General features: G+C 65.2%; 6 protein-coding genes, 1 tRNA gene, 4 pseudogenes and 1 riboswitch. Of the genes and pseudogenes, 6 read left to right on the top strand and 5 right to left on the bottom strand.

The features are described 5' to 3' along the window. Window positions 1-197 precede the first annotated feature (197 nt). The 5 genes from carB (at window position 198) to gcvP (ending at window position 8477) form a co-directional block, all read left to right on the top strand. Window positions 198-3680, top strand: a complete 3483-nt coding sequence (carB, locus tag BSQ44_RS12160) for a carbamoyl-phosphate synthase large subunit (protein ID WP_072604458.1) — start codon at window positions 198-200, stop codon at window positions 3678-3680. Window positions 3681-3787: 107 nt separating this feature from the next. Continuing rightward, a tRNA-Val gene (locus BSQ44_RS12155) sits at window positions 3788-3862 on the top strand. Between the two features lie 91 nt (window positions 3863-3953). Continuing rightward, window positions 3954-4036: riboswitch (glycine riboswitch) on the top strand. 148 nt (window positions 4037-4184) lie between these two features. Continuing rightward, window positions 4185-5288, top strand: a complete 1104-nt coding sequence (gene gcvT, locus BSQ44_RS12150; RefSeq protein WP_072604456.1) for a glycine cleavage system aminomethyltransferase GcvT — start codon at window positions 4185-4187, stop codon at window positions 5286-5288. A 5-nt stretch (window positions 5289-5293) separates the two neighbouring features. Next, window positions 5294-5662 (top strand): glycine cleavage system protein GcvH, encoded by a 369-nt coding sequence (gene gcvH / locus BSQ44_RS12145; protein WP_072604453.1) that lies wholly within the window; start codon window positions 5294-5296, stop codon window positions 5660-5662. A 10-nt stretch (window positions 5663-5672) separates the two neighbouring features. Next, complete coding sequence (gene gcvP, locus BSQ44_RS12140) at window positions 5673-8477, top strand: aminomethyl-transferring glycine dehydrogenase (RefSeq protein WP_072604451.1); 2805 nt, start codon at window positions 5673-5675, stop codon at window positions 8475-8477. Window positions 8478-8489: 12 nt separating this feature from the next. Here the strand turns inward: gcvP and BSQ44_RS26320 are convergent. From BSQ44_RS26320 to BSQ44_RS12110, 4 genes and pseudogenes are all read right to left on the bottom strand, one after another. Further along, window positions 8490-9232, bottom strand: a pseudogene (locus tag BSQ44_RS26320) (IS630 family transposase); the annotation flags it as partial. 12 nt (window positions 9233-9244) lie between these two features. Beyond that, window positions 9245-10198: an IS630 family transposase gene (locus BSQ44_RS12120; RefSeq protein WP_072604446.1), complete on the bottom strand. Its 954-nt coding sequence runs from the start codon at window positions 10196-10198 to the stop codon at window positions 9245-9247. Between the two features lie 49 nt (window positions 10199-10247). Then, a pseudogene (locus BSQ44_RS12115) lies at window positions 10248-10520 on the bottom strand (IS630 transposase-related protein); the annotation flags it as partial. A gap of 83 nt (window positions 10521-10603) precedes the next feature. Further along, window positions 10604-10849: pseudogene (locus BSQ44_RS12110) on the bottom strand (IS630 transposase-related protein); the annotation flags it as partial. A 240-nt stretch (window positions 10850-11089) separates the two neighbouring features. Between BSQ44_RS12110 and BSQ44_RS27510 the strand changes: the two are divergent. Next, window positions 11090-11279, top strand: a pseudogene (locus tag BSQ44_RS27510) (transposase); the annotation flags it as partial. A gap of 282 nt (window positions 11280-11561) precedes the next feature. Here BSQ44_RS27510 and BSQ44_RS12100 read toward each other — a convergent pair. Continuing rightward, entirely contained in the window at window positions 11562-13448 is a 1887-nt protein-coding gene (locus BSQ44_RS12100) for an acyltransferase family protein (RefSeq protein ID WP_072604441.1), read from the bottom strand. Window positions 13449-13481 lie beyond the last annotated feature (33 nt).

The following is a 13481-nucleotide window of genomic DNA, read 5'->3' as shown; positions in this document are numbered from 1 at the left end:
CGCTCCTCTCGAACCCTCTCCGGACACCGAAGCCACTCCCGCCGAATAGTCCGACTCACTCCCCCAATTTCCGGGGTTCCCTCCCCCTTCGTCCTCCCCTATAAGGCCCGCCTAGCCTGACAGATTCCCCTCGCGCACCGGCCGGGCCTTTCCCCGCGTCCGGCGCTACGCGCAGGGCTAGAGCAAAGCGGATTCCCATGCCCAGACGCACCGATATCTCCTCCATCCTGATCATCGGCGCGGGGCCCATCGTCATCGGCCAGGCCTGCGAGTTCGACTATTCCGGCACCCAGGCCTGCAAGGCGCTGAAAGAGGAGGGCTTTCGCGTCATCCTGGTCAACTCCAATCCGGCCACCATCATGACCGACCCGGAGCTGGCCGACGCGACATACATCGAGCCAATCACGCCGGAAGTCGTGGCAAAAATCATCGCGCGCGAGCGGCCGGACGCGCTGCTCCCCACCATGGGCGGCCAAACCGCGCTCAACACCGCCCTGTCGCTGCGCCGCATGGGCGTCCTGGAGCGCTACGGCGTCGAAATGATCGGCGCCAACGCCGAAGCCATCGATATGGCCGAGGACCGCTCGCTCTTCCGCGAGGCGATGGCCCGCATCGGGCTGGAAACCCCGCGCTCCTGGCTCGCCAATGCCAGCGAGGTCAAGAACGAGGACCGCAAGCGCCACGAGGCCGAACGCGCGGCGCTGAAGGCGTCGGCGCCCGACGACCTCGACACCGCGCTTGACGACCTGGAGACGCGCTGGAACCTTGGCGAGGGCGACCGCAAGCAGCGCTACATGAGCCACGCCATGGCGGTCGCCGCCCAGGCGCTCGACCATGTCGGCTTGCCGGCGATCATCCGCCCCTCCTTCACGCTGGGCGGCACGGGCGGAGGCATCGCCTACAACCGGGCGGAATATTTCGACATCGTCGCCAACGGTCTGGACGCCTCGCCCACCACCGAGGTGCTGATCGAGGAGAGCGTGCTCGGCTGGAAGGAGTACGAGATGGAGGTCGTCCGCGACAAGGCGGACAACTGCATCATCATCTGCTCGATCGAGAACCTCGACCCGATGGGCGTGCACACCGGCGATTCCATCACGGTCGCCCCGGCCCTCACGCTCACCGACAAGGAATACCAGGTGATGCGCAACGCCTCGATCGCGGTGCTGCGCGAGATCGGCGTGGAGACCGGCGGCTCCAACGTGCAGTTCGCCGTCAACCCAGCCGACGGGCGGCTGGTGGTCATCGAGATGAACCCGCGCGTGTCGCGCTCCTCCGCGCTCGCCTCCAAGGCGACGGGGTTCCCGATCGCCAAGGTCGCGGCCAAGCTCGCGGTCGGCTACACGCTCGACGAACTCGAAAACGACATCACCGGCGGCGCGACGCCTGCCGCCTTCGAACCGTCGATCGACTACGTGGTGACGAAGATCCCGCGCTTCGCCTTCGAGAAATTCCCGGGCGCGGAACCGGTACTCAGCACCGCGATGAAGTCGGTCGGCGAAGTCATGGCGATCGGCCGCACTTTCGCCGAATCGCTGCAGAAGGCGCTGCGCGGCCTGGAGACGGGGCTGACCGGCCTCGACGAGATCGAGATTCCCGGCATCGGTGTCGGCGACGACCGCAACGCCATCCGCGCCGCGCTGGGCACCGCCACCCCCGACCGGCTGCGCATGGTCGCCCAGGCCATCCGCATGGGCACCTCGCTGGAGGAGGTGCACGCCATGTGCGCCATCGACCCGTGGTTCCTGGAACAGATCGCCGCCATCATCGCCATGGAGGCGCGGGTGCGCGAGCACGGCTTGCCGCGCGACGCGGAAAACCTGCGTATGCTGAAGTCGATGGGCTTCTCGGACGCCCGTCTGGCCTCGCTCGCGCGCAAGGACAGCGAGGACGTCGCGCGGCTGCGCGGCGAGCTCGGCGTGCACCCGGTCTACAAGCGCATCGACACCTGCGCGGCCGAGTTCGCCTCGCCGACGGCCTACATGTACTCGACCTACGAAAGCCCCTTCGCCGGCGCGCCGGCCGACGAGGCCAAGGTGTCGGACCGGCAAAAGGTCGTCATCCTCGGGGGCGGACCCAACCGCATCGGCCAGGGCATCGAGTTCGACTACTGCTGCTGCCACGCCGCCTTCGCGCTCGCCGAAGCCGGCTACGAATCGATCATGATCAACTGCAATCCCGAGACGGTGTCGACCGACTACGACACCTCCGACCGGCTCTATTTCGAGCCGCTGACGGCCGAGGACGTGCTGGAGATTCTTCGCGTCGAAAAGGCCGCGGGTACGCTGGTCGGCGTCATCGTGCAGTTCGGCGGCCAGACGCCGCTGAAGCTCGCCGAGGCGCTGGAAAAGGCCGGCATCCCGATCCTCGGCACCTCGCCCGACATGATCGATCTGGCCGAAGACCGCGACCGTTTCCAGAAGCTTTTGACCCGGCTCGGCCTCATGCAGCCGCGCAACGGCATCGCCTATTCGGTCGAGCAGGCGCGGCTGGTGGCGGGCGAGCTCGGCTTCCCCCTGGTCGTGCGCCCCTCCTACGTGCTCGGCGGCCGCGCCATGCAGATCATCCACAGCGAAGGGATGCTCCAGAGCTACCTGCTCGACACGGTGCCGGGCCTCGTTCCGGAGGACATCAAGCAGAAATATCCCAACGACAAGACCGGCCAGATCAACACGCTGCTCGGAAAAAACCCGCTGCTCTTCGATACCTATCTGTCGGGCGCGATCGAAGTCGACGTCGACTGCCTGTGCGACGGCTCGTCCACCTATGTCGCCGGCATCATGGAGCACATAGAGGAGGCCGGCATCCATTCGGGCGATTCGGCTTGCTCGCTGCCGGTCCATTCGCTGGCTCCGTCGCTGGTCGACGAACTGGAACGGCAGACGGCCGCACTCGCAAAGGCTCTGCACGTCGGCGGGCTGATGAACGTGCAATACGCGGTCAAGGACGGCGATATCTACGTGCTGGAGGTCAACCCGCGCGCCTCGCGCACCGTGCCCTTCGTGGCCAAGACAATCGGCAAGCCCATCGCCAAGATCGCGGCACGCATCATGGCCGGCGAGAGCCTCGACGACGCCTTCGCGCATTACGGCGACAAGCCGGACCCGCGCGCGCTCGGTCACATCGCCGTCAAGGAAGCCGTCTTCCCCTTCGCCCGCTTCCCCGGCGTCGACACGCTGCTCGGACCCGAAATGAAGTCGACGGGCGAGGTCATGGGCATCGACACCGACTATGCGCTGGCCTTCGCCAAGAGCCAGCTCGGCGCCGGCGTCGACCTGCCGCGTTCCGGCTGCCTGTTCGTCTCGGTGCGCGACGAGGACAAGGCTGCCGTGCTGCCCTCGGTCAAGCGGCTGGCCGATCTCGGCTTCCGCGTGCTCGCCACCGGCGGCACGGCGCGGTTCCTGCGCGAGAACGGCGTCGATGCGGAAAAGATCAACAAGGTACTGGAAGGCCGCCCCCATATCGAGGACGCCATCCGCAACCGCCAGGTCCAGCTCGTCTTCAACACCACCGACAGCCAGACCGCCGTCTCCGATTCGAAGTCGCTGCGCCGCGCCACGCTGATGCAGAAGGTGCCCTACTACACCACCATGGCCGGTGCCGCCGCCGCGGCGGAAGCCATCGCCGCGCTCAAGGCGGGCAGCCTCGAAGTCCGGCCGCTGCAGTCCTACTTCGCGTGATCTGCAACGCCCGGGCGACTTTCCCCGTCCGGGCGTCCGCAGGCGCTTGACTTGAAGCCGTGCTCGCACCTATATCGCCGCCTGTCGCGGGCTCGAGGCCCGTGGGCGGGCGCGTAGCTCAGCGGGAGAGCATTCGCTTCACACGCGAAGGGTCACAGGTTCAATCCCTGTCGCGCCCACCATCCAGAAACTTACCGCCATCTTCCAGCCTTCCGCCGCGTGACAAGCGCGGTGCCTTCCGCTAGGGTCCGACTCGTCCGGGGCTCAGTCGCCCACCGGTTTGCGGGAGAGAGCCGAAAGGCCGCCGAAGGGGAAATCGCCCGAAATCTCTCAGGCAAAAGAACCGTAAGCCGGAAGGACGCTCTGGAAAGTCGGGGTCATGCCCGCGCCGAAGGTGTAAGCACAACCGACAGAGTTCCGGTTGTGCAAGTCTCTCAGGCTTCCGACAGAGGGGCACGAATCGTCCGCATTCCGCGGCCGATCGTGCACGCCTCTGGAGAAGCGATGACCGGCCAGGACAGCCTGAAAACACTCCCGCTCGGGGATCTTCACCAAAAGGCAGGCGCCCGCTTCGGCGGCTTCGCCGGCTGGTCGATGCCGATCACCTACCCGCTCGGCGTCATGAAGGAGCATCTGCACGCGCGGCAGAAGGCGGGGCTCTTCGACATCTCGCACATGCGGCTGTTCGTCCTGTCCGGCCAGGACGCTGAAGTCGCGCTCGCGAAATCGTGCCCGCTCGATCCCGCCGGCATCGAGCTTGCGCGCTCCCGCTACACCTTTCTCCTGAACCCGGACGCCGGGATCATCGACGATCTGATCGTCACGCGGCTCGGCGCCGACCGCTTCATGATCGTCGCCAATGCGGGCAATGCCGCCGTCGACGAAGCCGAACTCATGGCGCGCGCGAAGGGGCTTGACGCGAAGATCGAACCGCTCGACCGCGTCTTCTTCGCCCTGCAGGGTCCCGCCGCCGAAGCCGCGCTCGTCCACGCTGGCGTCGACACGGGCGATCTCGTCTTCATGCAGGGCATCGAGCCGCGCGAAAACTGGTTCATGTCCCGCTCGGGATACACCGGCGAGGACGGGTTCGAGGTCGCCCTGCCCGGGGCCGACGCGCGATCCCTCGTTGAAAAACTGCTCGCCGACGACGACGTCGAATGGATCGGTCTCGCCGCGCGCGACTCGCTGCGGCTGGAAGCGGGACTGTGCCTCCATGGGCAGGACATCACACCCGAAACGACCCCGGTGGAAGCGGGGCTGCTCTGGGCGATCCCCAAGCCGCTGCGCGAGGGCGGACCGTTCGTCGGCGCCGAAGCCTTGGCTGCCGCGATCGCCACCGGGCCCGCGCGAAAGCGCGTCGGACTAAAGGCCGAGGGCCGCCAGCCGGTCCGCGCCGGCGCGCAGATCAAGGATGCAGACGGCGAGCCGGCCGGCGAGGTCACCTCCGGCGGCTTCGGCCCCTCGGCCGGCCACCCGGTCGCTATGGGCTACGTCCGCGCCGACCTCGCCGCTCCCGGCACGCAGCTCTTCGCCGAAATCCGGGGCAACCGGATCGGCATTTCCGTCGCCCGCCTCCCATTCACGCCGCATCGCTACCGCAGAGGATGACCCGCATGGCCAAGACCTGTTTCACCGAAGACCACGAGTGGATCCGCCTCGACGGCGACATCGCGACAGTCGGCATCACCGACTACGCCCAGGAACAGCTGGGAGACCTCGTCTTCGTCGACCTGCCCGAGAAGGGCAAGGCGCTGGCCAAGGGCGACACCGCCGTCGTGGTCGAATCTGTGAAGTCCGCGTCCGACGTCTACGCGCCCTGCGACGGCGAGATCACCGAGGTCAACGAGGCGCTCTCGTCCGATCCCGCGCTCGTCAATTCCGCCGCCACGGGCGATGGCTGGCTCTGGAAGATGCGGCTTTCCGATGCGTCGCAGCTTGACGGGCTGATGGACGCCGACGCCTACGCCAAGCACATCGCATAGGGAGACGCCCATGGCCGCCCCGTACCACGCCGCCGCTTTCGCCGACCGCCACATCGGGCCGCGCCCTGAAGACGAGCGCACGATGTTGAAGACGCTGGGCCTCACCTCGCGCGAGACGCTGGTCAGCCAGGCGATCCCCAAATCGATCCGGCTCGACCGTCCCCTCGACCTGCCCGCCCCGGCGAGCGAAGCCGAGGCGCTGGCGGAACTGAACGCTGTCATGGCCGGCAACACGGTGGCCAGGAGCTTCATCGGCCAGGGCTATCACGGCACTTTCGTTCCGCCGGTCATCCAGCGGAACCTGTTCGAGAACCCCGCCTGGTACACGGCCTACACGCCCTACCAGTCGGAGATCAGCCAGGGCCGGCTGGAACTGCTCTTCCACTTCCAGACGCTCGTGGCCGAACTGACCGGACTGCCCGTCGCCTCCGCCTCGCTACTCGACGAGGCGACCGCCGTGGCCGAAGCCATCGGCGTCGCGCTTCGCCACCACAAGGACAAGCGTGCCCGGATCGCGCTCGCCGGCGCGCTGCACCCGCAGGTGCTGGATGTGGTGAGGACGCGCATGGAAGCGCTCGGAGTCGCGGTCGTCGAGGGCGATGCGGACGACGACACCGCCGCGCTGGTCGTGCCGTGGCCTGACACCTTTGGCACCTACGGCGATCGGAAGGCCGCCATCGCGTCGGCGAAGAAGGCCGGCGCGCTGGTCATCGCCGTTGCCGACCCGCTGGCGCTGGCACTCGTCGAGGCGCCGGCCGCGATCGGCGCCGACATCGCCGCCGGCTCCATGCAGCGATATGGCGTGCCGATGGGCTTCGGCGGTCCGCATGCAGCCTATCTCGCCGTGTCGGAGCCGCTGACCCGCCTGATGCCCGGCCGCCTTATCGGCCAGTCGGTGGACCGCCACGGCCGCCCCGGCTACCGGCTGGCGCTCCAGACGCGCGAACAGCACATCCGCCGCGATAAGGCGACCTCCAACATCTGCACTGCGCAGGCGCTGCTCGCCAACATGGCCGCCGCCTACGCGATCTGGCACGGCCCCGAAGGACTTCAGGCGGTGGCGCGGCATGTGCACGCGCTCGCCTGCCGCCTTTCGGCCGCCGTCCGCGCCGAAGGCCACGGCACCGCCGGCGATGCGTTCTTCGACACCGTCGTGGTGAAGACCAAGGGAAAGGCCGCGGAACTGGCCGAGGCGGCGCGCCGCGATGGACAGCTCCTGCGCGTCGTCGACGCGGATCGCATCGGCGTCACCTTCGACGAGACCTCGACCGAGGACGACCTCGCCGCGCTCTGCACGCTGTTCGGCGCAACCGCACCGGCAGAAGCCCCGTCCGCCCTGCCCTCCTCGCGTCCGCTGAAAGGATTCCTGTCCCAGCCGGTCTTCCACGAGAGCCGCTCGGAAACCGAGATGATGCGCTTCCTGCGGAGGCTGGCCGACAAGGACCTCGCGCTCGACCGCGCCATGATCCCGCTCGGCTCCTGCACCATGAAGCTCAATGCCGCGGCCGAGATGATGCCAGTCTCCTGGGGCAGCGTCGGCGGCATGCATCCCTTCGCGCCGGCCGAGCACACCGCCGGCTACCGGCAGATGACCGACGACCTCGAACGGTGGCTGGCCGAAATCACAGGCTTCGACGCGGTCTCGCTGCAGCCGAATGCGGGCAGCCAGGGCGAGTATGCGGGCCTGCTCGCCATTCGACGCTTCCACGAGGCAAACGGGAACAAAACGCGCGACGTCTGCCTCATCCCCTCCTCCGCCCACGGCACCAATCCGGCAAGCGCCACCATGGCCGGACTGCGCGTCGTGGTGGTCAAGTGCACCGCCGAAGGCAACATCGACGTTGCCGATCTCGAGGCCAAGGCGAAGCAGCACGCCGACGCGCTGGCCGCGCTGATGATCACCTACCCCTCCACCCACGGCGTGTTCGAGGAAGGCGTGAAGGACATCTGCGCGCTCATTCACGCGCACGGCGGTCAGGTCTATCTCGACGGCGCCAACTTGAACGCAATGGTCGGCCTCGCGCGGCCGGGCGACATCGGCGCGGACGTCTGCCACATGAACCTGCACAAGACCTTCTGCATCCCGCATGGCGGAGGCGGTCCCGGCGTGGGGCCGATCGGCGTCAAGACGCATCTGGCCGACTACCTGCCGGGCCACGCCGAATGGGGGTCGAGCCACGCCGTGTCGGGCGCGCCCTATGGAAGCGCCTCCATCCTGCCGATCACCTGGATGTACATCCGCATGATGGGCGCGGCCGGCCTGAAGCACGCCACCGAGACGGCGATCCTGTCGGCAAACTACATCGCCGAACGGCTGAAGGATCGGTTCCCAGTGCTCTATTCGGGCCGCAATGGCCGCGTGGCGCATGAATGCATCATCGACACGCGCGTCCTCAAGGAGACGGCGGGCGTGAGCGTCGAGGACGTGGCCAAGCGGCTGATCGACTACGGCTTCCATGCGCCGACCATGTCCTGGCCGGTCGCCGGCACGCTGATGATCGAGCCGACCGAGTCCGAGCCGCTCACCGAGATCGACCGCTTCTGCGACGCGATGATCGCGATCGCCGAGGAAGCCGGCTTGGTGGCGCAGGGCAAGTTTCCGAAGGACGACAATCCGCTGGTCAACGCACCGCACACGGCCGCCGAAGCGCTCGCCGCCGACTGGCCGCACCCGTATTCGCGCGAACGGGCGACCTTCCCGATGGGCGACATGGCGTCGGCAAAGTACTGGCCCCCGGTCTCGCGCATCGACAACGTCGCCGGCGACCGCAACCTCGTCTGCTCCTGCCCGCCCGTCGAGGCGCTGGCGAGCTAAAGCGCGTCCGGTTTATTCTAGTTCATATCCTGCGGCCCTGAAGTAGTTGGCGCATTCGGCGGGCGTGAACTGGTCGATGATATCTCCGACGGTGTTCCACAGGCCGGGACCGTTCGCTTGGCGGCCTTGCGCAGGAGTGCCTTCAGCTTGGCGAAGGCGTTCTCGATGGGGTTGAAGACGGGAGAGTACGGCGGCAGGAACGTCAATGTCGCACCGGCCTTCTCGATCGCCTCGCGCACGGCAGCGAACTTGTGCGCCGGCAGGTTGTCCATCACGACGGCATCGCCCGGCTTCAGGGTCGGGACCAACACCTGATCGACATAGGCGAGGAGCACGGCCCCGTTCATGGCGCCGTCGTAGACGAAGGGCGCGGTCATGCCGGTCAGCCTGAGCGCGCCTGTGAAGGTGGTGGTTCTCCAGTGGCCTTGCGGCACGCCGGCCCGGCATCGCTCGCCGCACGGCGCTCGTCCGCGCAGGCGCGCCATCTTGGTCGACAGGCCGGTCTCATCCATTGCCCGGCAGGCAAGCGAAGCGACGCCGAGAGGGGATGAAGACCAACTTCGCCGGATCGAGATCGAGTTGGCCGTCGAACCAGGCCTGCCGGCGCTTCAGGACGTCGGGACGCTCCTGCTCCAGTGCATGTGCGGACTTTTTTTGAACGTCCAGCCGTGCCCGCGCAGCCAGTCGTTCAACGTGCTGCTGCGACCGACGCGCATGGCCCGCTCCGCCAGGAGCCGCTCGACCATCTGGTCCAAAGCACGTCGCATCTAATCGACCTCATATCCGGCTGCACTGAAGAAGTCTCGGCATTGCTGCGGATCGAGGAGATCACAGATGTCGCCTATGGCCGTCGCGACGGCGTCGAAGGTTCGTGCGGCCTTCTTGCGCAGTAGGGCCTTGAGCTTGGAGAGCGCCATTTCGATGGGATTCAGATCGGGGGAGTAGGGCGGCAGGAACAACATCCATGCGCCGCGCTGGCGCACCAGGTCTGCGGCACGACCGCTCTTGTGGAAGCCGACATTGTCGAGGATCACCACGTCGCCCCGGCCCAGTTCCGGCGCCAGTTGCGTCTCGACGTAGCGTTCGAAAATCTCTGCTTTCATCGCGCCCTCGACGATCCAGGGCGCGACGAGGCCGTGACTGCGCAGGCTGGCGACGAAGCTCTGCGTACGCCAGTGCCCGAAGGGAGCGTGCGTCACATAGCGCTCGCCCTTCGGCGACCAGCCGGTGCGCTTGGTCAGCTTGGTGTTGGTCGAGGTCTCGTCGATGAAGACGAGGCGGGTCAAGGCTCTGGCGAAGAACGGCTTTCGGCCCGTCGTCCAGAGTTCCCGCGCAGCCCGGACCTCAGGCCGCAGTTGCTCGGTGGCGCGCAGAGCTTTTTTTTTGCTGAGGCCGATGCGGTGCAGAAGTCGACCGACGCTCGATCGGTGCACGACGCAGCCACGCGCCTCCAGTTCGACGCAGAGCTCGTCCAGCGTCAGTTCCCGGGCCTGAGCCATGCGCCTGCGCACAAAGCCGACGTGAGGCGCCAGCTTGCCCGAGCCCGGCGCGTGCCCCTGCCGGCGCGGCTTCAGCGAACCGGTTTCCCGCCGCAGCTTTATGAGATCGTTCACGAAGCGGGGCGGCACAAGGAAATGTTGCGCCGCCTCCCGGTGACCATGACCCTCATCGACATAACCCGCGACACGCTCACGCAACGCCATCGGATGCGGCTTGCTCATCGCGGCTCTCCATCAAACCTCAATGAATCACGCCAGCGCCTGATTGGGAATCCTGAATCAGGTTAGAGGCGACGTGCTTTAGCGTGACATCTTTGTGCTCCTCGATCATCCCGACGATGAAGTCGGCATGGCCGTCGAGCCGCGAGCCGCGCCGCCGCCCCTGCGGTCTTGGTGCGGTCTCGCCCAGCCGTGCTCTGCCGATCCAGCGGATCGCGCTCCATCCACCCACCCCGAACCGAGCCGACGCCTGGCGCGCCGATGTCCCCTCGGCCACCGCCTTAGAGACACGAGACCGCAAATCCTCACCCAATGCCCTCGCCATCGAACACCTCCATCGAGGTGAACGTTGAGTCAGCAGCAAGGACCCGCGTCACATCACAATCGATTCATCGATCCCCGGAAGTGCTCTGCCGTGACATCCTTTGGCTCCTCGATCATCCCGACGATGAAGTCGGCATGACCGTCGAGCCGCGAGCCGCGCCGCCGCCCCTGCGGTCTGGGTGCGGTCTCGCCCAGCCGGGCTCTGCCGATCCAGCGGATCGCGCTCGAAACGCCCACACCGAACCGTGCCACCGCCTGGCGCGCCGACACCCCTTCGTCCGCGACCTTCAAGACACGCGACCGCAAATTCTCACCCAGTGCCCTCGCCATCATCCACCTCCATCGAGGTGGACGTAGAATCAGCAGCCAAGCTACAAGTCACATCACAATCGATTCATCGATTGGCGGATGTGCTCTAGGACATGTCTCTCGAAAGCGGAACCGCGTTCGGGAGGCATGCACAAGACAGACATCCAAAGCTCAGAAAGCGAATCTGAAAGTTCGCGACGCGATCTCGCCCAGCGCCTTAGGCGAAGCGCCTCAGGCTGCCTACTGCGTCCTGGTTCGGCGGATTTCCTCGTCGAACTGATGGCGGGCGGCCTCAGGTGCGTCGAACTGGTGGCGTCCGATGAACCTGCCGGTCTCTTTTCGGCGATCGGCGAGGTTATCCCGGAAGTCGCTCGGCAGCGCTGCACGTTCAATTTTACGCAATCCGCGCGATCATCTACCACGCAAGCACTACGATGACTGCCTGCAGGAAACTACGACTGACAGGTTTGCTCTGTGGCAGACAGAGATGACGGCGTTGGCAATTGAGCGGCTTCGAGGTGAGGCACACGTTTGCGATAACAAGAGCAATGTAAGGATGACCAACGACCGACGATATGATGAGCCTGCGCGCGGTGGAGGAGACGCCCGAGCGATCCGAGTCGGAAGCGGCGGTCATAGCTGAACCGAGAACGACTACGGATTGGAGCATCCGAGATCGTCATGTAGCCACTTCGCTTTGGGGCCAGTTAAACGAGCTCGCGCTGCAAACCGCTTAATCTCGGGCACGAAGAATATATTTGAGTTCTGGCTCCGCCTCCAGCAATAGCCGGCCAAAATAACTCGCGCCCGCGACGGTCCAGTGGCCGTAGTCCCATACCGTCAACTCAGAAGTTCCAGGCACGAATACCGGGCAGCGAGGTTGGCATGCAACACGCATCTTGTCGACGAAGTGAAAATTTAGAGTTTCCGAGGCTCTTTCGAGCTGCCGATTGAGGGTCGGTGGCAACGTCTTTTCGAACTTTGCAGCGAACTCATCGATGCCATCGACCCTGCCATAACGCTGAAGAATGATCGGGATTTTCGGGGCGTACTCCCACGTCGCGCCGAAGACAAAAATCGGCGCCGCCGTCGTCTTGCGCAATGCGGCAATGGTCGCTCCGAGCCGGTCTACGGACCACTGCTTCCATCGCGGGGCAAGAATAACAGCCCTAGCATTCCTGAGCCGCTTGTCCTTCAGGAGTAAATCGAACCTTTTTCGACAGACCTCGGCCTCTTCGGCGCTAGTTACCATCGAGGATGCAAGACCGACTTCGATTGGTCTTTCGCCGACCGCCGGTTGGCAGTCGTAGGGCATGAATAGCCGCCGTACTTCATAGCCAGAAGCATGCAAGGCGATGTCGAGATCCTGCCCGTGGCTGTCGCCGATCAAGAGGATGTCACCATCTGCAGATGAGCGCTTGTTCTTGTCTCGGATCTTCAGGAGGTACGCGCTGCGCTCGCTTTTATAGTGGGCGACGCTCGTCGAGGCCTCACGAACTTCCGCGGGAATGCGCCACTGCCAACCACCCGACCACCATGCATGTGTTGCCGCTGCAGAAACGATTACAACCGCAGCCAAGCCGCCTGCAACGCGATAGCCGGATCGCTTCCAAAACAGGTCGCTTCGCATGGGGCGCTCCACGAAAATATTGAGCGCGATGCCTGCGGCGACTGCGGCTGCCAGAAGCAGCACTTGGTCGCGGGGCCCAAGTTCGGGCTCGATGCGGTACTTGTAGAAGACCACGATAGGCCAATGCACGAGGTATAAGGAGTAGGAGATGTCGCCGATGAAGATTACGGGTCGCGACATTGCAAGAGCCGGCGCTGATTTTCCGAAGTAGATGCAAAGTACCGCTCCAGCGACCGGAATCAGCGAAACGAGCCCGGGCATCGGGAATGTCGCTTCGAGGAGCACACAGGACGCGAGCATCACGGCGACGCCGGCAAGAAATGCAAGCAGGCCTGTCCTGCTCGCCGCCGCTGGATTGACGAACGTGAGAAGGGCGCCAGCGGCAAACTCAAAAATCCTAAAGGGTACCAGGAAGAAAACAGCTTCGGGGTGGTTCGACAGCAAAGCTTCGGCGGCCACGAGAGAGATGAGACCGGAAGTGACGACGAACCAGATTGTCGCCTTCCGGCCAAGCCGCGAAAAAACCAGAAGCGCGGCTGGCCAGAGCAGATAGAATTGCTCTTCTACGCCAAGCGACCACGTATGAAGAAACGGCTTCGTGTCGGCAGCTTCGTCGAAATATCCAGCCTCCAGCCAGAACACGATATTCGATGCCGAGAATGCGGCCGCTAAACCCGATCGCGCTGCGGCGGCAAGGTCGTCTGTCGAGAGTAATACTCCTCCCACAACGAGGGTCGCGGCAATCGTCACAACAGAAGCAGGCAAGAGGCGCCTGATCCGACGAAGATAGAACTGCCACAATGCGGTACGACCGCCTGCGACATCTCTGAGGATTATTCCGCTTATCAAGTAGCCGGAAATGACGAAGAAAATGTCGACGCCGAGATAACCGCCCGCCATCCAGCCTGCGTCAACGTGAAACAAGAGTACCACGACAACGGCAAACGCCCTAAGCGCTTGAATGTCGCCTCTGAACGCGCGGTCTTTCAATCTTGCGGCTCCGTTTAGCGGTTGGGCGCAAAT

Source organism: Aquibium oceanicum (assembly GCF_001889605.1).
Taxonomy (GTDB): Bacteria; Pseudomonadota; Alphaproteobacteria; order Rhizobiales; family Rhizobiaceae; genus Aquibium; species Aquibium oceanicum.
This window is presented reverse-complemented; position numbering and strand designations above follow the sequence as displayed.